Annotated in this window: 20 protein-coding genes; 11 read left to right on the forward strand and 9 right to left on the reverse strand. The window is 61.3% G+C overall.

The features are described 5' to 3' along the window. Window positions 1-6: 6 nt before the first annotated feature. The 3 genes from pyrH to rpsB all read right to left on the reverse strand — a co-directional run bounded on the left by pyrH (window position 7) and on the right by rpsB (window position 2645). Window positions 7-723 carry a UMP kinase gene (gene pyrH, locus U0029_RS09385; RefSeq protein ID WP_039051757.1) on the reverse strand — a complete coding sequence of 239 codons (717 nt, stop codon included), beginning with the start codon at window positions 721-723 and terminating at the stop codon, window positions 7-9. A 141-nt stretch (window positions 724-864) separates the two neighbouring features. Then, window positions 865-1743 (reverse strand): translation elongation factor Ts, encoded by an 879-nt coding sequence (tsf, locus tag U0029_RS09390; protein ID WP_012417404.1) that lies wholly within the window; start codon window positions 1741-1743, stop codon window positions 865-867. A 152-nt stretch (window positions 1744-1895) separates the two neighbouring features. Further along, window positions 1896-2645, reverse strand: a complete 750-nt coding sequence (gene rpsB, locus U0029_RS09395; RefSeq protein ID WP_114852524.1) for a 30S ribosomal protein S2 — start codon at window positions 2643-2645, stop codon at window positions 1896-1898. Between the two features lie 773 nt (window positions 2646-3418). Here rpsB and map point away from each other — a divergent pair. From map to U0029_RS09410, 3 genes are all read left to right on the forward strand, one after another. Next, window positions 3419-4240, forward strand: coding sequence for a type I methionyl aminopeptidase (gene map, locus U0029_RS09400; RefSeq protein WP_114852525.1), 822 nt, complete (start codon window positions 3419-3421; stop codon window positions 4238-4240). Between the two features lie 24 nt (window positions 4241-4264). Beyond that, complete coding sequence (locus tag U0029_RS09405; RefSeq protein WP_012417401.1) at window positions 4265-6841, forward strand: [protein-PII] uridylyltransferase; 2577 nt, start codon at window positions 4265-4267, stop codon at window positions 6839-6841. Window positions 6842-7011: 170 nt separating this feature from the next. Continuing rightward, entirely contained in the window at window positions 7012-7497 is a 486-nt protein-coding gene (locus U0029_RS09410; protein WP_114852526.1) for a disulfide bond formation protein B, read from the forward strand. A gap of 161 nt (window positions 7498-7658) precedes the next feature. Here the strand turns inward: U0029_RS09410 and gcvA are convergent, their stop codons facing one another. After that, window positions 7659-8561 carry a transcriptional regulator GcvA gene (gene gcvA, locus U0029_RS09415; protein WP_114852527.1) on the reverse strand — a complete coding sequence of 301 codons (903 nt, stop codon included), beginning with the start codon at window positions 8559-8561 and terminating at the stop codon, window positions 7659-7661. Between the two features lie 145 nt (window positions 8562-8706). Here gcvA and hglS point away from each other — a divergent pair, with 145 nt between their 5' ends. Then, on the forward strand, window positions 8707-10050 hold the full coding sequence (hglS, locus tag U0029_RS09420) for a 2-oxoadipate dioxygenase/decarboxylase HglS (RefSeq protein WP_114852528.1): 1344 nt from the start codon (window positions 8707-8709) through the stop codon (window positions 10048-10050). Between the two features lie 46 nt (window positions 10051-10096). On the opposite strand, the gene purF is transcribed toward hglS, so the two are convergent. The 4 genes from purF to folC all read right to left on the reverse strand — a co-directional run bounded on the left by purF (window position 10097) and on the right by folC (window position 14378). After that, entirely contained in the window at window positions 10097-11617 is a 1521-nt protein-coding gene (gene purF, locus U0029_RS09425; RefSeq protein WP_114852529.1) for an amidophosphoribosyltransferase, read from the reverse strand. A 42-nt stretch (window positions 11618-11659) separates the two neighbouring features. Then, entirely contained in the window at window positions 11660-12148 is a 489-nt protein-coding gene (locus tag U0029_RS09430) for a CvpA family protein (protein WP_114852530.1), read from the reverse strand. Beyond that, window positions 12145-12966, reverse strand: coding sequence for an SPOR domain-containing protein (locus U0029_RS09435; RefSeq protein WP_114852531.1), 822 nt, complete (start codon window positions 12964-12966; stop codon window positions 12145-12147). The genes U0029_RS09430 and U0029_RS09435 overlap by 4 nt, the downstream gene beginning before the upstream one ends. Before the next feature lie 107 nt (window positions 12967-13073). After that, complete coding sequence (gene folC, locus U0029_RS09440; protein ID WP_114852532.1) at window positions 13074-14378, reverse strand: bifunctional tetrahydrofolate synthase/dihydrofolate synthase; 1305 nt, start codon at window positions 14376-14378, stop codon at window positions 13074-13076. A 241-nt stretch (window positions 14379-14619) separates the two neighbouring features. Here folC and U0029_RS09445 point away from each other — a divergent pair, with 241 nt between their 5' ends. From U0029_RS09445 to U0029_RS09475, 7 genes are all read left to right on the forward strand, one after another. Then, window positions 14620-15000 (forward strand): flagellar protein FlaG, encoded by a 381-nt coding sequence (locus U0029_RS09445; protein WP_012417393.1) that lies wholly within the window; start codon window positions 14620-14622, stop codon window positions 14998-15000. Window positions 15001-15133: 133 nt separating this feature from the next. After that, window positions 15134-16513 carry a flagellar filament capping protein FliD gene (fliD, locus tag U0029_RS09450; RefSeq protein WP_114852533.1) on the forward strand — a complete coding sequence of 460 codons (1380 nt, stop codon included), beginning with the start codon at window positions 15134-15136 and terminating at the stop codon, window positions 16511-16513. 13 nt (window positions 16514-16526) lie between these two features. Next, complete coding sequence (fliS, locus tag U0029_RS09455) at window positions 16527-16955, forward strand: flagellar export chaperone FliS (protein ID WP_114852534.1); 429 nt, start codon at window positions 16527-16529, stop codon at window positions 16953-16955. A 41-nt stretch (window positions 16956-16996) separates the two neighbouring features. After that, a complete protein-coding gene (locus tag U0029_RS09460; RefSeq protein ID WP_012417390.1) occupies window positions 16997-17344 on the forward strand; it encodes a flagellar protein FliT in 348 nt (115 codons plus the stop codon). 3 nt (window positions 17345-17347) lie between these two features. Beyond that, window positions 17348-18637: a flagellar hook-length control protein FliK gene (locus U0029_RS09465; RefSeq protein WP_114852535.1), complete on the forward strand. Its 1290-nt coding sequence runs from the start codon at window positions 17348-17350 to the stop codon at window positions 18635-18637. An 8-nt stretch (window positions 18638-18645) separates the two neighbouring features. Next, on the forward strand, window positions 18646-18939 hold the full coding sequence (locus tag U0029_RS09470; RefSeq protein ID WP_012417388.1) for an EscU/YscU/HrcU family type III secretion system export apparatus switch protein: 294 nt from the start codon (window positions 18646-18648) through the stop codon (window positions 18937-18939). Window positions 18940-18946: 7 nt separating this feature from the next. Continuing rightward, a complete protein-coding gene (locus U0029_RS09475; protein ID WP_012417387.1) occupies window positions 18947-19348 on the forward strand; it encodes a hypothetical protein in 402 nt (133 codons plus the stop codon). A gap of 7 nt (window positions 19349-19355) precedes the next feature. On the opposite strand, the gene fliE is transcribed toward U0029_RS09475, so the two are convergent. Then, window positions 19356-19694 carry a flagellar hook-basal body complex protein FliE gene (gene fliE / locus U0029_RS09480; RefSeq protein ID WP_012417386.1) on the reverse strand — a complete coding sequence of 113 codons (339 nt, stop codon included), beginning with the start codon at window positions 19692-19694 and terminating at the stop codon, window positions 19356-19358. Window positions 19695-19857: the final 163 nt, after the last annotated feature.

The following is a 19857-nucleotide window of genomic DNA, read 5'->3' on the forward strand; positions in this document are numbered from 1 at the left end:
TCCTTATTAAACGTGCACCAGGGTGCCTTCGTCTTCGCCTCCGACCACACGCTTGAGTGCGCCGGATTTGTTGATCGAGAACACCTTGATGGGCAATTTCTGATCACGGCACAGCGCGAAGGCCGTGGCGTCCATGACTTCGAGGCGACGCACAATGGCTTCGTCGAAGCTGATACGCGCATAGCGCGTGGCGGTGGGATCTTTGTTGGGGTCCGCGCTGTAAATGCCGTCAACCTTGGTGGCCTTCAGCACGATTTCCGCGCCGATCTCCGCGCCGCGCAGGGCCGCAGCCGTGTCCGTCGTGAAGAAAGGGTTGCCGGTGCCAGCGGCGAAAATGACGACCTTGCCCTCTTCGAGGTAGCGCAGCGTCTTGGGACGAATATAGGGTTCAACGACCTGATCGATGTTCAAGGCCGATTGCACGCGGGTGTCCAGGCCCTTGTGCTTCAACGCATCTTGCAGCGCAAGCGCGTTCATGATCGTGGCCATCATGCCCATGTAGTCGGCGGTTGCGCGGTCCATGCCTTGCGCACCCGGGGCGACCCCACGGAAGATGTTGCCACCACCGATGACAATGGCAAGCTCGACGCCCATGGCGGCGACTTCGGCGATCTCATCGGTCATGCGGACGATGGTGGAACGGTTGATGCCAAAAGCATCATCGCCCATCAGCGCCTCGCCGGAAAGTTTGAGAAGAACCCGTTTATATGATCTGCTGCTCATAGGTGATATCCCGAGAAACGATCCGACGAAAGTGTAAGACAAGAAATAGGCCGGCCGCAGAGGATTATGGCCCCCTCCGCGCCGGCCTTTAAGGCCGGCCGCCCGAAAGGCGGCTCCGGCCACAGCACGATTTATTCAGCTTCAGGCGTGGCCAGCGGCGGCGGCGGCAACTTCAGCGGCAAAATCGGTGGTCTTCTTTTCGATGCCTTCACCAACGACGTAAAGAACGAATTGGCTGATCGAGGCGCCCTTTTCCTTGAGCATCTGTTCAACCGTTTGCTTGTCGTTCTTGACGAAGGGCTGCGACAACAGCGTGACTTCTTTCAGGAACTTCTGCACCGAACCCTCAACCATCTTGGCTGCGATATCCGCCGGCTTGCCCGACTCGGCAGCCTTCTGCTCGGCAACCGAGCGCTCGGCAGCGATGTCAGCGGCGGCGACGCCGTCGGCATTCAGCGCCTTGGGCTTGGTGGCCGCGATGTGCATGGCCAGATCCTTGCCGACTTCTTCGGCACCAGCGAACTCGACCAGAACGCCGATACGGCCGCCATGGACATAGCTGGCCAGGGCGTTCGGGGTGGCGATGCGCTGGAAGCGGCGGATCGAGATGTTTTCGCCGATCTTGCCGACCAGGGCGGTACGGGTGGTTTCAACCGTGCCTTCGCCGAAAGCCAGTTCGGACAGCGCAGCGACGTCAGCAGGATTCTGGGCGGCGACCAGGCCAGCCAGCTTGTTGACGAAGTCGATGAAGTCCGGGTTCTTGGCCACGAAGTCGGTTTCGCAATTGACTTCGATGACGGCGCCTTGCTTGCCATCGGCGGCGATGAACAGACCGATCAGGCCTTCAGCCGTCACGCGGGAAGCGGCCTTGCTGGCCTTGTTGCCCAGCTTGACGCGCAGGATTTCCTCGGCGCGGGCCAGGTCACCTTCGGCTTCGGTCAAGGCCTTTTTGCACTCCATCATGGGTGCGTCGGTCTTCTCGCGCAGTTCCTTGACCAGGGCGGCGGTAATTTCAGCCATGTTTGCTCCAATTCGCTATGACATGCCCCGGAAGAACCGGGGCACAGGTTTGATTCATTGTGACACCCGCATGGCGGCCAAAGCCGCTGGCGGGCAAGAGGCGGGAGCCCGCCTCGGCATGATCGACGCCGGATATTTCATCCGGCAGATCATCAAGCCTGGCCGTCTTGAACTTCGACGAACTCTTCCTCGCCTTCGACGATCTCTTCGACCAGACCGTTGAGGTTTTGTTCGCGGCCTTCCAGCACGGCGTCAGCGATACCCTTGGCGTACAGAGCGATGGCGCGGGCCGAGTCGTCGTTGCCGGGGATGATGTAATCCACGCCGTCGGGCGAATGGTTGGTGTCAACCACGGCCACAACCGGGATGCCCAGGGTGCGGGCTTCAGCCACAGCGATCTTGTGGTAACCGACGTCGATCACGAACAGGGCATCGGGCAGACCGTTCATGTCCTTGATGCCGCCGATGGCCTTGTTCAGCTTGTCGAGTTCGCGTTGGAACAGCAGGCCTTCTTTCTTGGTCAGGCGCTCGACGCTACCGTCGGCAACCATGACTTCCATTTCTTTCAGGCGCTTGATCGAACTCTTGACCGTCTTGAAGTTGGTCAGCATGCCGCCGAGCCAGCGGGCATCGACGAAGGGCATGCCGCAACGCTCGGCTTCAGCAGCCACCAGCTCACGGGCGGCGCGCTTGGTGCCGACGAACAGAATGTTGCCACCACGAGCAGCCAGTTGCTTGACGAACTTGGTCGCTTCTTGGTACTTGGCGACGGTCTGCTCGAGGTTGATGATGTGAATCTTGTTGCGATGACCGAAGATGTAAGGGGCCATCTTCGGGTTCCAGTAACGGGTCTGGTGACCAAAGTGGACACCGGCTTCCAGCATTTCGCGCATGAGGGACATAATATCTCCGAGGGTTGGGTCTTGCGTCTGGCCTGCACCGGATCTATCCGGCACCCTGGGTGGCTAAACGCGCGATTTCCCGCAGACAACCTTGCCTGTCGGGATCATTCTGCAAAAAACGGGCCGACCGATCGTGCTCACACCCTGAGGGATCGCTCTTGAGGTGTTCACGACAAACCCAGACGGCCATCATGGCAACAGGCCACGGCTGATTCGAGACGTTTTGTAGGCGGCGGAATCCGGCATACAGGAATCAGGACCTGGGGCATTTCTCCAGCCAGACCCTTGCGGATCTGCGAGAACTTAAGCCAGATGCCCACACCATGCCTGCACCGCCGCTCAAAAACGTGACCGAATCCCTATGAGAGCGTTCTCACCCCCTCATTGCACCCGGTTTTGCTTCTTGCACTTACTCTTCTTGCACTTACTTTCTTACCTTTCTTGCTCTTACCTGGCCCACGGCCGGCTTACAGACACACTCGCTCCGGTTCGCATCGACTCCGGTTTTGCCTCGATTTTCGGTGCCGCTTTCTGCCTGACCCGATCCGCCCGGCCCGCTCAGTCCTGCCGTTCCTTCGCAACGACGAACATCCTGACCCGACTTTTCAGCATTTAGCAAAAATGCCGCACGAAAACCACGCAACCATCGCGATGCACCCGATTTCACACCCTATTTCAGTGCAATATATAGCGTCGAACTGATCTGGCTGCCACCGTTTTCCTGGTAAGCCTATAATTCTACTATTTTTCCAAGCCGATACTCAAGCTGATACATGGGCATAGTTACCGACCCGGCCGATCTGGCCAAGATGCGCGCCGCCTGCCAGGACGCCGCCAGAATTCTCGACTACATCACCCCATTCGTAAAACCGGGCGTGACCACCGGAGAACTCGACAGGATTGCGCTGCAATACCTGACTGAAGAGCTGAAAGTGAAGTCGGCCACGGTGGGCTATGCGCCGCCCGGCTACCCCCCCTTTCCCGGCGCTATCTGCACGTCCGTCAATCACCAGGTCTGCCACGGCATCCCCGGAGAAAAAGCCCTGAAAAATGGTGACGTGCTCAATATCGACGTCACGATTATCAAGGACGGCTGGTTCGGCGACACGAGCCGCATGTATTACGTGGGCGAGCCCAGCATTCTGGCGCGCCGCCTGACGGAAGTGACCTTCGAATGCATGTGGAAAGGCATCGCGGCCGTGCGTAACGGCGCAACCTTGGGCGATGTCGGCCACGCCATTCAGAAGCACGCCGAAGCCCAGGGCTTTTCCGTAGTGCGCGAGTTTTGCGGCCATGGCATCGGCCAGCGCTTCCATGAAGATCCGCAGGTCTTGCACTATGGCAAGCCGGGTTCGGGCGTGAAACTGCAAACCGGCATGCTCTTCACGATCGAGCCCATGATCAACGCGGGCCGCCGCGAGATCCGCCAGCTGGCCGACGGCTGGACGGTCGTGACGCGCGATCACAGCCTGTCGGCGCAATGGGAGCACGCCATTTGCGTAACCGATAGCGGCTGCGAAGTGCTGACCGTCTCGCCGGGCATGCCGCGCCCGCCGGCCTTCGTGCCCGATACCGTCATCGTTCCGGCAATCTGACCCTCTTATCCCGTCCGCTCCTGCATGAATCCCACTGATCTTCACCCTATCAAGGAACGCATGCAGGCCGCGCGGGCGGCGGCGATTGCGGATTTTCGCCAGCACCTCCGCCCCGACCCCCTGTTATCCGAGTTACGCCGCATCGTCGATCAGGCGCTGCGTGACTTACTCAAGCTCTGCCCGCTGCCTGCGGGCGCCACATTGGCAGCGGTAGGCGGGTATGGCCGGGGCGAGCTGTATCCGCACTCTGATGTGGATCTGCTGATTCTGCTGCCGCGTGCGCCTGACGGCCCCGACGAGAGCGCCATCGAGACACTGGTGGCGTCGCTGTGGGACCTGGGCCTGGAGCCGGGGCATAGCGTGCGTACGCTGGCCGAATGCGAAACCGAGGCCAGCGCCGACATCACGGTCGAGACCGCCTTGTTGGAGTCGCGCTGGCTCGCCGGCAGCCGCAGCCTGATGAAGCAGTTCGAGACCGCCATGACGGCGCGCCTGGACGCCCGCGCTTTTTTTCGGGCCAAACGGGTGGAGATGCAGCAACGCCATGCGCGGTATCAGGACACGCCCTACGCCCTGGAGCCCAACAGCAAAGAATCGCCGGGCGGCCTGCGTGACCTGCAGGTGATTTTATGGATGGCTCGCGCAGCCGGTTTTGGCCGCAATTGGCGCGCCGTGGCGCAGGCCGGGCTGCTGACGGCCCCTGAGGCGCGAGATTTGCGCCGTGCGGAGCAGGCCTTCAAGCGCTTGCGTATTGAGCTGCATCTGCTGACCCGCCGCCGCGAGGACCGCCTGCTATTTGACCTGCAGCCAACACTGGCCGAGGTATACGGCATCGCAACCACGACGACACGGCGCGCCAGCGAATTGCTGATGCAACGCTATTACTGGGCCGCGCGCCTGGTGACGCAGCTCAATGTGATTCTGATACAGAATATCGAAGAGCGCCTGTTCCCCCGTCCTGAGAGCGATGCCCGCGCTATCGATGAAGAGTTCCGCAGCCTGCACGGCCGCCTGGACATCATTCGCGAGGACTGTTTCGAGCGTAACCCCACCCTGCTGCTGCGCGCTTTTCTGGTGATGCAGCAACATCCGGGCTTGAGCGGAATGTCGGCGCGCACGCTGCGCGCAATCTGGCATTCCAGACATCGCATCGACGCGCAGTTCCGCCGCAACCCGGTAAACCGGAAACTATTCCTGCAAATTCTGCAACAGCCTCGCGGCATCGTTCACGAGCTGCGGCGCATGACCATGCTGAATATCCTGCCGCGCTATCTGCCGGTATTCCGGCGCATCGTCGGGCAAATGCAGCATGATCTATTCCATGTCTATACGGTCGATCAGCATACCCTGGCCGTTATTCGGAATTTGCGGCGTTTCACGATGCCCGAGCATGCCTCGGAGTACCCGCTGGCCAGCCAGGTGATGGCAGGGCTGGATCGCCACTGGCTGCTCTACGTCGCTGCTTTGTTTCATGACATTGCCAAAGGTCGCGGCGGCGATCACTCTGAGCTGGGTGCGCGCGACGCGCGCCGCTTTGCTCAAGAGCACGGCCTGGCGCCTGAAGACGCCGAGTTGGTGGAGTTTTTAGTGCGCCAGCACCTGCTGATGTCTGCCGTGGCACAAAAACGCGACCTCTCCGACCCCGAGGTCATCAATGAGTTTGCCCGTCAGGTCAAGGACGAGCGGCATCTGAACGCACTGTATTTGCTGACCGTGGCCGATATCCGAGGAACCAGCCCCAAGGTCTGGAATGCCTGGAAGGGCAAGCTGCTGGAGGATCTTTATCGCCTGACGCTGGCCGCGCTGGGCGGCGCTCAGGATACGCGCACCGTGCTGGCCGAACGCAAGGAAGAGGCAGCAAGACTGCTACGCCTGGCAGGGTTGCGCGACGATGCCCGCGATGCTTTCTGGCAACAGCTTGATGTGGCGTATTTCCTGCGTCACGACGCCTCGGAAATCGCCTGGCACACGCGCCACCTTTACTATCAGGTTCAGCCCGACAAGCCGGTGGTCAAAGTGCGCCCCACCGAAGAAGGTTCGGGCTTGCAAATCATGGTCTACACCCGTGATACGCCCGATCTGTTCATGAATACCTGCGCCTACTTCGATGGCAAGGCCTTCAGTATTCAGGATGCACGCATCCACACCACCCGGCAGGGCTGGGCATTGGACAGTTTTATTGTGCTGCCCGCCGAGCCGCTGGCAGATCTGCGCGCCCAGGCGGCACTGGTCGAACACGAACTGGCCGAAAGGCTGCGTCAGGCCCAAGGCGGAGCACGGCTTGCGGATGTGCGCGTTTTCCATCGCAACCGGCAATCCCGGGTCTCGCGGGTGTTTCCTGTCATGCCTCAGGCGGAATTGCATCCCGACGAGCGCAGTCAGTCGTGGCGTTTGTCTGTCACCGCGACCGACCGCCCTGGCCTGCTGCACGCGCTCGCCCGCGTCATGGCGGAAAACGGCGTCAATCTCATCATGGCCAAGATCATGACGCTGGGCGACCGGGTCGAGGACGTGTTCATCATTTCCGGCGCCGTGCTTGAACGCCCGCGCACTCAGATGCAGTTTGAACATGCTGTGCTGGATGCCCTGGCCGGGGAATAAGGTCGGCCAAGAGATGACGCCTGAACGGCTCGCCGGATTTTTTGCGGTTTTTCGCTGCGGCATGCCTTGCGCCGGCGGTTTCCAGGGACGCGTTCGAGAATTTTTATCCGACCTGCCTGACCAATCTGCGCTGGCTATTACAGCGCCCTACTTCTAGGACCATCCAAATAATGACCCCACCCGCCTCCACCGCCCGCCGGCGCCTGCTGCTGTTGATCGCCCTGTTCTGCTTCGGCGCGGTCGGCCTGGCCTTGATATCGCAATACGCTTTTGACATGGCGCCTTGCGCCTGGTGCGTCATGCAACGCATGATTTACCTTGCCATGGGACTGATCGCCCTTTTTGCTGCCGTCGGCTCTCCGGCGCTAGCGCGTGTGGGCGCCTTGCTGGCCGCCATCTTGTCGGCCTGCGGCATAGCGGCGGCCTGGTATCAATACAGTGTGGCGGCCAAGATGCTGTCCTGCGACCAAACCTTTGCCGACCGTTTCGTCAACGGCACCGGACTGGATGCCGCTGTGCCCTCCGTTTTCGGGATTTTCGCCACCTGCATGGACGCCATGGTTAGTGTGCTGGGCATCGAATACGCAATCTGGAGCCTCGCGCTGTTCGTGATCCTGTTGATTCTGGCGCTGTTTGCGCTCTTCAAACGCCACTGAGCGCCAGGGTCCGACCAGCTATGCAGAAATAATTCGGTTTGCTGTGATCGGCGACATCTTCATGAGCGCTCTGCCCCGCCGAGCCGAATGCATTGCCGACCGAACTCTGTTTGCGGCTACAGGTGCATCCAAGGCCGCAACAAGCTGCAAACACCGCCCCTTCAGGCAGGCGCGTATTGCGCCGCCTGGGTCTTGATCCACTGCCGAAAAGCCTGTAGCGGCGGATGGTTGCTCCGCCCCGGAGGCCAGGCCAGGTAATAGCGCTCGGCGCTTTCTATCGGCGCATCGACCGCTTCCACCAGTTCGCCACGCGCCAGCTCTTCCTCGATGAGAAAGCGCGGCAGCAGGGCCACCCCCAGGCCGGCAATGGCCGCCTGGGCTGCGATGGCGAACTGATCCACCAACATGCCGCCAGCACGTTGGCGCGTGAAGCCATGGGCCTGAAACCAGCGCTCCCAGGCATCGGGCCTGGATACGAGCAATAACAAGGGCGCGTTCAACAGGTCGGCAGGCGCAGCAAAGCCGTACTGTGCCCGTAGCGCCTTGCTGCAAGCGGGCACTACGGTTTCACACATCAGCTGCTCAAGCTCCGCACCGCCCCAGTTGGGCTGGCCGAAATGGATGGCGGCGTCCAGTGTATCGGCCTGGAAATCAAAGGGTGCCAGCCGTGTAGTCAGGTTGATGGTGATGCCTGGATGAGACTGCAAAAAACCCGGCAGGCGGGGCGCCAGCCAGCGCGTGCCGAAGGTGGGGAGGATGGCGAGACTGAGGGTGCCGCCTGCCGGGTTGGCACAAAAGCCCAAGGTGGCCTGGGCGATCTGTTGCAAAGCCTGGCGCACCTGTAACGCGTAGCCCTCCCCTGCTGCGGTGAGCGTCACCTGCTGGCGCTCACGGGTGAACAGTGGCGCACCCAGCATGTCCTCCAGCGCCCGGATCTGCCGACTGACCGCGCTTTGGGTCAGATTCAATTCGGCGGCAGCGGCGGTAAAGCTCAGATGCCGGGCCGCCGCCTCGAAAGCGCACAAACCGGACATGGGAGGAAGGAAGCGACGAGAAAAAGACATGCTGTCATTCTAATTTGGAATGACCTCAAGCATAAACATCGTTTGACCTCGAGGAAAGCTCGCAACAGAATCCCCGCCTTACCTAAACACCATGCTGATTCGGCATGATATCGGTCGGTCAGAGACCGTCTTTCCCAGGAAGCCCATGTCCCATCCTCTCTTTGTGTCCAGCGATGAAATCCGCAGCCGCTTTGCCGAGGCAATGTCGCAGATGTACCGCGATGAGGTCCCGCAATACGGCACCTTGCTGGAACTGGTTGCCGACATCAATACCCGTGTCCTAGATGCGCAGCCCGAGCTGCGCGCGCAGATGCAGGCAAGCGGTGAGTTGCAACGGCTTAACGCAGAACGCCATGGCGCAATACGTCTGGGCACCGCCCGGGAACTGGCGATGATCCGGCGTGTATTCGCCGTGATGGGCATGGCGCCTGTAGGTTATTACGATCTCTCTGTGGCCGGAGTGCCCGTGCACTCCACGGCGTTTCGTCCCGTGCATGAGGCGGCCCTGCGTCACAACCCCTTCCGGGTTTTCACCTCGCTCTTGCGCCTGGAGCTGATCGAAGACCCGGTACTGCGCGCGACGGCGCAAGGGATTCTGGCCGAACGCGAGATTTTCTCGGTTCGTGCGCGGGAACTGCTGGAGCAGGCCGAACGCGACAGCGGCTTGAGCAGCGCAGACGCTGACGAGTTTGTGGCGGAAACGCTCAATACCTTCCGCTGGCAGGCACAGGCGACGGTCACGGCCCAGACTTACCGCGACCTGCTCGGCATGCACAGGCTGGTCGCTGATGTGGTCTGCTTCCGCGGCCCGCATATCAACCACCTTACCCCCCGCACGTTGGATATCGACGCCGCGCAGCATGAAATGCCCAGGCGCGGGATTGCCGCCAAAGAAGTGATCGAAGGCCCGCCGCGCCGCCGCCATCCTTTGCTCTTGCGCCAGACCAGCTTTAAAGCGCTGGAAGAAAACATCGGTTTTCTGGATGCCAGCGGCACGCACACCGCCCGTTTTGGCGAGATCGAACAGCGCGGCATGGCGCTCACCCGCAAAGGCCGGCAGCGCTATGACGAATTGCTGGCCCGAGCGCGCGCGGCCGGCACGGACTACGAAAGCCGTCTTGCGGAATCGTTCCAGGATTTCCCCGATGACTTGGAAACCATCCATGAGCAGGGACTGGCTTTCTTCAGCTATACGCTGACGGCCAAAGGAGAAGCCGCCGCAGGGCAAGTATCGGGCCTGGACCTGCAAGCCTTGCTGACCGCAGGCTATGTGCAGGCCTATCCTATCGTCTACGAGGATTTTCTTCCCGTAAGCGCCGCCGGTATTTTCCAGTCAAATCTGGGCGATGCGGAGCAGCGCAGCTACGCCGCCAATGCCGCGCAATCGGCTTTCGAAACGGATCTGGGCGCAAAGGTGCTGGACGAGATCGCGCTGTATGAGGCAATGCAGCAGCGGTCGATCGAGGCGCTGTACCAGCGCCTGTCTTGATGGCAAGGGTGCGTTCCCCTGCGCGGAAGGCGCAGGGGAACGGCCTTTAGGCGTCGCTTGCCACGTGGCCCATATTGAAGCGCATGCCGCCAGCTTCATTTTCATCGGCCGGCGTTTCACGCGATTGCCCCAGGCGGTCCAGATATTCCGCCGTGATGTCGCCAGTAATGTACTGACCATCAAAGCAGGATGCTTCGAAACGGCGCAGCGCCGGATTGATATCGCGCACGGCCTGCTGCATATCGTTCAGGTCTTGGTAGACCAGCGCATCGGCGCCAATGGCGCGGGCGATTTCGTCATCGGTGCGACCGGTGGCGATGAGTTCCTTCTGGGTCGGCATGTCGATGCCATACACATTGGGAAAGCGCACCGGAGGCGCAGCGGACGCGAAATACACCTTGTTGGCGCCCGCCGCGCGAGCCATGTCGACGATTTCACGGCTGGTTGTTCCGCGCACGATGGAGTCGTCCACCAGCAGCACATTCTTGCCCTTGAACTCCATACCGATGGCATTGAGCTTCTGACGCACCGATTTCCGGCGCACGGCCTGACCCGGCATGATGAAAGTGCGGCCCACATAGCGGTTTTTGATGAGGCCTTCGCGATAATCGAGATTCAGGCGGGCAGCCAACTGCATGGCGGCCGGGCGCGAAGAATCCGGGATGGGCATGACCACATCGATGTCGCCCAAACGCATATTGCGCGCGACCTTGTCGGCCAGGTACTCACCCATGCGCAGCCGGGCATCGTAGACCGACACGCCGTCTATCAGAGAGTCCGGGCGGGCAAAGTATACGTACTCGAAAATGCAGGGCACAAGTTCGGCGTTCTCGGCGCACTGACGGCTGTACAGGCGGCCGTCGAGGTCGATGAACACGGCTTCGCCAGGCTGAACATCGCGCACAAAACTAAAACCGCTGCCATCGAGCGCGACGGACTCGGAGGCGACCATCCACTCTACGCCTTCTTCGGTGTCCTGGCGGCCGATGCACAAAGGGCGGATGCCGTGCGGATCGCGAAAAGCCAGCAGACCATAGCCGGATATCTGAGCCACCACAGCATAAGCGCCGCGCACACGATTGTGGACCGCCGACACAGCGCGGAAGATCGCATCGTCATCGAGGGAAACACCGCTGGCGGCCGATTGCAGCTCGTGCGCCAGCACGTTGAGCAAGACTTCGGAGTCGGAATTGGTGTTGATGTGACGCCGATCGACACGGTAGAGCGACTCGCGCAGCTCGCGCCAGTTGGTCAGGTTGCCGTTGTGCGCGAACATGATGCCAAAGGGTGCGTTCACATAGAAGGGCTGAGCCTCTTCTTCACTGGCGCTGGAGCCCGCTGTGGGGTAGCGCACCTGCCCCACGCCGCTGGTACCCGGCAGCGCCCGCATGTTTCGCGTGCGAAAAACGTCGCGAACAAGACCATGGGCCTTGTACATGTTGAACTGATTGCCGTGCATCGTTGCGATGCCCGCGGCGTCCTGGCCGCGGTGCTGCAGCAACAGCAGGCTGTCATAGAGCAGCTGGTTGACCGGCCCGCGCCCGATGACCCCGACGATTCCACACATGGTGAGTTCCTAGTAGAGATAAAACGTAAAACACTCAGTAATTCAATAAGGCAGCCATTGGGCCAGCGACGGCGGCAAGGCGGCTTTGATATGCAGGACGGCCTGGGTGGCGGATTGCGAAAACATGGCGTGTTTCCACCAGTTTTCTTGAGGCAACGGCGTGTAGCCCGCCAACGCGACCAGCACCACAATAATGAGCAGACCCCGCGCCAATCCGAACACGGCGCCCAAGCCGTGATCCGCCGGCGACAGGCCGGTAGTGCGGATCAGGGCGGACAGGGTCATATTGACCAAGCCTACCGCCAGCAATACGACGATGAACACCGCCGCGTAGGCGACCCCCATGCGCAGCACTTCGGTATCTATATAGGGTTGCAGCCAGGTATAAACGGTCGGGCCCCACCAGATGGCTGCGGCGAAAGCAAGCAGGTAGGCCACCAGCGAGAGCATTTCTTTCAAGAGGCCGCGCACCAGGCCGAGAACGCCCGACACGGCCAGAATCGCCATCACGACGAAGTCGAAACCAGTCACTGCGCAGCGATAAAACCGTTGTCATAACCCAGAGTGCGCAAGCGCGCCTGGGCTGCTTGAGCCGCCTCACGCGACGGGAAGGGCCCGACCCGTAAGCGGTACTGCTGTTTACCATTGATGTTCGCGGCTTCGACGAAAGCGTTGGTCACGCCGGCCTGATGCAGCTTGCCGCGCCGCTCCTGCGCATCGGCCTGGGTGGTGTACGACGCCACCTGCAGCACGAAATTACCATTGGCGGCGGACTTAGCTGCCGGCTTGGCTGCTGCCGCAGCCGGCGCGGGTGAGCGCCCCTCGAGCAGCGCAAGCGCACGCGCGCCATCATCAGAGCGAGTGGTATCGGGCTTGGGCTTTTCGACCGGCTTGATGGGTTGAGGTTTTTCAACAAGCCGAGGTGGCTCGTCCGGTTTGACTGCGGGCGGCGGCGTGGTGGCCGCGACCGGAGGCGGCACCGTCACGGGAGGCTGCGTGGCCACAGCAGGGGCTTGCGACGGCGCGGTGGGCTCGGTGCTGGCGGCGATATCGGGAGGAGCCGCGCTGGCAGGCGCAGCCGCACTCGGGGCAGGCTCGGAAAGATTGGGTTGGAACGGTGCGTTACGGTCCGGGATGCGCACCGGAATGTTATCCGACACGGGGACAGGTTCGGAGTCGAGCACCATGGGTAGCACGATGACGGCGGCCAGCACCAAGGCGATAGCGCCGGCAAGCCGTCGCCGGGCACGGCCTCGCAACTCGGCCGCCTGGGCCTCGCTGGAGACCGACGGACGCGGCCGCGACGGCGAGGATTCGGAGGCAGAATCTTTGCGTGTGAACAAACCCATGAAACTCACATCCTGGCGGCCGGCGAGGCGGCAACGCCTTGCACATGCCCTTGGTTGCTGACGGCAGGCCTTCGCGGTTGGCGATGGTGTCGTGGCATGGCTGCTGTCTATGCCTTGCGGCCCAATGCCTGCAACACGCCGGCTACCGTCAAGAAAGACCCAAACACAACGATTCTATCACCCTCCCCCGCCTTTTCGCGCGCGGCGGCAAAGGCCTGCGCCGAGTCGTCATAGCCTGTTACGGTTGGCGCATCGACCCCGGCGGGCGATGGCGGCAAAGCCTGTTCGACGCGCTGCGCCAGACTGGCGCCGTCACTGCCTCGCGGGCCAGGCAGGCCAGCGCAATACCAGTGGTCGATACGACTGCCGATCTTGGCGATCACGCCTGGAAGATCTTTGTCATTGAGCATGCCGAACACCGCATGGGTATACGGGTGAAAACCCATGTTATCCAGGTTTTGCGCCAGGACCGCCGCCGCATGCGGGTTGTGTGCGACATCGAGAATAATGATGGGCTGACCTGGCAAAATTTGGAAGCGGCCAGGAAGAGAGGCTTGCAAAAGGCCCAGACGCACCGCCTGTTGAGGCACCGGCAGGCGCTGGCGAACCGATTCGAGCGCGGCCAGGGCAGCCGAGGCATTGAGTAATTGATTGGCGCCACGCAAAGCCGGATAGGCCAGAGAATTTCGGCGCACCTCACGCCCACCATAGCTCCACTGCTGGCGATCGCCCGAGTAATTGAAATCGCGCCCGAACAGCCAGAGATCGGCGCCGATAGCCTCAGCGTAGTCAATCAAGCTTTGCGGCGGTACGGGGTCGCTGCAAATAGCGGGGCGGCCAGAACGGAAAATATGGGCTTTTTCGAAGCCGATTTTCTCGCGGGTATCGCCCAGGTAATCCATATGATCGAGGTCAACGCTGGTGACGATGGCGCAGTCGGCATCAATAATGTTGACGGCATCCAGGCGCCCGCCCAGACCCACCTCGAGCACTACGGCATCGAGCGAGGCTTGCGCAAACAGACGCAGGATGGCCAGCGTGGTGAACTCGAAATAGGTCAGGCTCGTGTCGCCTCGCGCCGCTTCGATGGCCTGGAACTGCTCGAGCAGTGCGGCGTCGCTGACGATTTCGCCATTGACGCGAGCGCGCTCATTGAAATCGATCAGGTGGGGCGAGGTGTAAAGACCGACCCGGTAGCCTGCCGCCAGAAGCGTGGCCTCCAGCATGGCGCAGGTAGAGCCCTTGCCATTGGTGCCGCCCACCGTGAAAGTGACGGCATTCAGTTGCAGATCGAGGCGGCCGGCAACGGCCTTGACGCGCTCCAGCCCCAGATCAATGGCCTTGGAATGCAGGGACTCTAGGTATTGCAACCAGTCGGCAAGGCCGGCTGTGGCGTCGGGACGAGAAGGCATGGCGGGCACAGGAGTAAGACAGCCCTCATTTTAGCAGGGACGCCTAAGCGTTTACCCCCAGGGGGCACAGGCGAACGTCAGGACGCTCGCCACGGGGCAGGAATCGATCAAGATAGGCCTAAAGTTACCCGCTGCTCTGCCGTTATGCAGCTAAAGAAGTTTGCACTGCCCATCATGCGCCTCCGGGTTACGGCGGCGTCCCCTCCCCCATTTTTCGCCGCTACCGCTTGCTGGAGTGATCATGGCCGTCAGCCCCGTCAGCCCCGCTTTGCACGTTCCGACGTCACCCGTTGTGCTTCCTCCGGCCGAGCCGGGCGCCTTATCTACCCCCGTCGCCGCGTCCAGCGAGGGCCAGGGCGCTAACAACAACGGATCTCCCGACCCCCGCCATGCCGGGCAGCACGCCTCGACGGACACTGCCTTGGACGAAATCAATTCGCAGTTGCAGGCCTGGTCAACCGAACTCAAGTTTGAAATGGACCCCGATTTGCAGAAGATCGTGGTGTCAGTGAGAGACTCCGAGAGCGGCGAGGTGCTGCGCACCATCCCCTCGGACGCCGTTATCCGGATCGCAAAAATGATCGTGAAACTACAGGGTAACGCCGTAAAGACCACGGCTTAACCGCTATCTGTATTTGCACCAATTTGGTGCAAATACAGATAAACAACGAAATAGCCCGACCTTATGCCTTTGCCCTGGGCTTAAGGTCGCATCAATCTTTGACAGAATCGCTTCGCTAGCAAGGAGTATCCCCATGGCCACCATTTCGTCGCTCGGCTCGTCCGGCCTGCCCCTGCAGGAAACACTGGATAAGCTACAGGAGGCCGAAGAGCGCCGCTTAAAGCTGATTACCAATCAGCAGTCGAGCTATCAAACCCGTGTTTCGGCCTTCGGCAAGATACAGAGCGCTGTCGAAGCGCTGCAAAAGGCTGCCGCCAATCTGGGCGACATGGGCAGCACCTCGACCTTGACCACCAAGGTCACGGGTAATGACGGCGTGGCGGTAGCGACCGCCAACGGCGCAATGGCGGGCACCTATAACATCAAGGTCAGCAAGCTGGCGACCGCCCAATCGTTGCAGTCGCAGGCCTTCAACAGCCGCATCGACAATATGGGTACAGGCGGCGTCATCACCTTTACGGTCGACGGCAAGGAAAAAAACCTTACGCTAGGCTCGGATACTTCGCTCGGAGGCATCGCCAAAAGCATCAATGGTGACGATGCGCTCGGCCTGAGCGCCACGATCGTCAACGATGGTCAAGGCAAGTACTACCTGATGGTCACCTCCAAGAGCGAAGGTGAAAAGGCGGCTGTCACCAAGATTGCCGTTACGGGCAATAATGAGCTAGCCAGCGCTTTGAATTATGACGCCTCCGCACCGGACACCAGCAGCATGAAGCAAATGGTCGCCGGCAAAAACGCCGAGCTGAGCATCAACGGCATTCCCGTGGTGAGCCAGACCAATGCTGTGACCACCGCCATTGACGGCGTCACGCTGACACTGACGGCCGTGACACCGGAAAATGGCGCGGGCAGCACCGTGACCATTGCCCAGGACAACAGCAAGATCACCCCGCTGGTGCAGGCCTTTGTGACGGCCTATAACTCGCTGCAAACAACCATTGCCGACCTGACCGCCTTCAACGTCGATAAACAGACGCAGAGCGCACTCACCGGCGACGGTGCGACGCGCAGCATTCAATCATCGATCGCTGCGGCGCTGCGCGTGGTGACCGGTGAAGGCTCGGTGCAGACCCTAGGCCAGTTGGGCATCACTTCCGACCCCAAGACGGGCGCACTCAAGCTCGACAACGACAAGCTCATCAAAGCCCTGAATGAGAATCCCGCGGACGCGATGCGCGTTTTCACCAGCAAGGACAATGGCCTGGCTGCCCGAGTCAGCGCTGCGACAGACAAAATTTTGGGCGACAGCGGCACGATCAAAAGCCAAACCGATGGTCTGGAAAAAACCATTGCAAGCCTGAAGAAGCAATATGAATCCACCTCGACGCAGATCGAGGCGACCATGGCTAACTACCGCAATCAATTCGTCAAGCTCGACGCCCTGGTGTCGCAGCTCAAGGTCACGAGCAACTACCTTAGCCAGCAGTTCGCCAGCCTATCCACCAAATAGCGATGCTTAACTCATGACTTACGCCGCGCGCCGCCCGACGGGCTACAACGCTATCCGATCCTATCAGGATATCGGCCTGGAAACCGAAGTGATGAGCGCTGCTCCTGAGCGCCTGATTACACTTTTGTACCGTGGCGCGCGCGCCGCGATCGCGCAGGCTCGCCTGCACCTGGAGGCCGGCCGCGTCGCAGAGCGGGGCCAGGCCATCTCCAAGGCGACGCGCATCGTCGATGAAGGGCTGAAGATGGGCTTGAATCGCGAGGCCGGAGGCGAAGTTGCCAACAACCTCGCGGATCTCTATGACTTCATCACTCGCACGCTACTCAAGGCCAATCTGCACGCCGATGCCACCCAGCTCGACGTTGCCGACAAACTGCTCGAAGATCTCGCCTCGACTTGGGAAACTTCGGTCGACCCAGGGACCAATAGCGTTCCTGCCTGAACGCCGCGTTTTTTTGCTTTTTTTCCGCCAGCGAGATTTTCATGATGGCTCTCATGCAGCAAGCCCCCGTTCTCGATCTCTATCAGGACATCGCAGCCGTAACCAGCGATATGCTGGCAGCGGCCCAGGACGCCGATTGGACCCATGTACTGGAGCTTGGACGCCAATATGTTGACCTGGTCGAACAGCTGCGGACCTTGGAGCCCGATTCCTCCCCTCTGGAGGAGGCCGGACGCACCATAAAACACGATCTATTGGTGCGTATTCTGGATAACGATGCAGGGGTGCGCGATCTCGCCATGCCGCAACTGGCCCGCCTGAGCGACCTGCTGGGCCGCATGAAGCGCCAGCAGTCCCTTCTTGCAACCTATGGCGGCAAGGGCGGCTAAACCATGAGCATCGGTCCGCCCGCCCTGGGTAATGTGCTCGTGCAACGCCTGGACGCGGTGCTCGGCACCACGATGGCGGCACACGCCAATCTGCTGACCGGCGCGCGCCCTGACGCCGTCGCGCAGCCTGGCGAAGCCGCAAGGCCCGGCCAATCCGAAAGCGCCACTCGCCGTCTGCCTCAAGAGGGCGTGAGCGCCCGCAGTGGGCAAGCAGCCCTGGTTGACGCCAAGACCGCTGCCGCGCTGGCGCTGGCAGCGCGCGGCATGGTCACGCGCGCCGACACAACGCCATCGGCTCCGACCACGCTGGGCAGCACCGCCCGCATGATTCTTTCTCTGCTGGCGCAATACCCGGATGCGCCGCCGGTACAAGGACGCGCACCGCTATGGAGCGAGCCTCCCACGGCAGCCGCTGCAAGCCAGACGCCAGACGCCCAGCCTAATCTGCCAGGCAGGCCTGATATCACGGCCGGCAAGCCGGGCCTAGCGCCCAAGGCCGCGCCCGTAACGCAGAACGGCGAGCCCGCGACAAATGCAGCCAGACAGGCCGCTCAAACGACGCAAAGCGAAGCCGCTCAGAACATCCAAGCCGCCGCCCGCCCCTCTGCCGCACTACTGGCCCAGGCGCTGCGTACTGGCCTGCAAAACAGCGGCCTGTTTTATGAGTCGCATTTGACCGATATGGCCTATGGGCAGCGCACGCCAGAGTCACTGCGCGCCGAGCCCCAGGCAGGCCTGCCGCGCGCCCCGCAGGTCGCACCGACGCCGCCTTCGCTGCCCGCCCATGCCGCGACGACACAATCGAATACGCCGCCCGCCACGTCGCCGACCTCGTCGGCCGTGCTGACCCTGAGCTCGCAAGCCGATATCGGGCCTCCTCCGGCGCCCGGAACGCCGATCGGCGGCATTCATCCCGATACCAACAGCCTGGTGCGCCAACAATTGGAGGTTCTGGCCAACCATGTCATTCAATGGCAAGGCGAGCCTTGGCCAGGCGCCGACATGGAATGGGAGGTCCGCCGCGACCCCTATGGCGAGGCCCAGGAAGATCCGGACAGCCATTGGGCGACCCGTTTGACACTGCATCTGCCCCGTCTGGGACAGATCGAGGCCCGCCTCTCGTTGGCCGGCGACCAGTTGGTATTGCAACTGACCGCGCCGCAAAGCGCGCAGGAGCTGGGGCAGGCCTCCGATGGCCTGCGCCAGCAGCTCAGCCATGCCGGCCTCACGCTCAGCAACCTGACAGTACAAGCGATGGAACCCGTGGTGTTTCAACTGCCTGATTTTTTCTGAGTCGAGCTATGCCTCCCACAACCGATGCCCTCCGCAATACTGCCGTCGCCATCAGCTACGATGAGGCAGATGGCGCACCGCGCGTCGTGGCCAAAGGCTATGGCCAGATGGCCGAGACCATTGTGCGAACAGCCAGAGAGCACGATCTCTACGTGCATGAATCGCCCGAGCTGGTGGGTCTGCTGATGCAGGTGGATCTGGATTCGCATATTCCGCCCGCCCTCTACACCGCCGTGGCGGAACTGCTGGCCTGGCTTTACCGCGTGGAAGCGCGCGGCATGCCTGAACAGGCTGCAGAGTAGGTCCGCCATGCCGCAGCGCCGTCCGAGCTTGGCCCATACGGAATTGCTGAATGATGCAACGGAGATCGCGAGTATTCTGAAAGCCGCCATTCAGCCTGGGCACGAAGCCCAGGCGCGCGATGGCCAGGGCCGGCTATGGCCGCTCAAGCTGATGGGATGTGACTGGCAAGCAGGCATTTTCTTCTGGCGCCCGCGAGATCTGGAACAAACACGTCTCCAACCGGGCGGCATGCATCTGCTGACGGGCAACCTGGCAGTGGAATTGCTGATTAGCCTGCCAGACGACACGCGGCTGCAATTCCAGACCAACCGCCCTATTGTGCTTAGTTTTTCCGACGATAGCGTGAGCATGGTATCGGAGTTCCCGGCGCAGCTTCGCCGGGATACGCCCTACTCTGCAACGGCCTAAGCCTCGCTCAGATCGACATCGACGAGATTTCTTTATAGGCGGCAACCAGGCGGTTGCGCACTTGCACAGCGCTTTGGAAGCCCAGGCTGGCTTTCTGCAGGTCGATCATTACGTCATTGAGCGACACCTCGGGCACGCCCATCTCGAATGCCTTGGCCTGATTGCCGGCGGCATTCTGCGCATTGGAAATTTTGCGGATGGAATTCTGCAATTCGGCCGCGAAGCTGCCGGACGCAGCAGATGGAGATAGATCAGTCGGGGTGGCGGCCTGATTCTGCGCCGCGCGCACCACGGCGCGCATCTGCTGCAACATGCTTTCGACGCCGGAGATGCCGGAAACCGCCATTTTCAATCCTTGCTCATTATGGATGCGACAGGCTAGCAGGCCGGGCTTGGCGCCATTTCGCCTAAAAAGCGCCAAAAAGTCGCGCATTTCCCGGCGTGGCTGCGCCGGCCGCACATAGGGGATAAATAACGCCAAAAAACACTCGTTTTCATCGATTGGGATT

Source organism: Bordetella avium (assembly GCF_034424645.1).
Classification (GTDB): Bacteria; Pseudomonadota; Gammaproteobacteria; order Burkholderiales; family Burkholderiaceae_B; genus Bordetella; species Bordetella avium.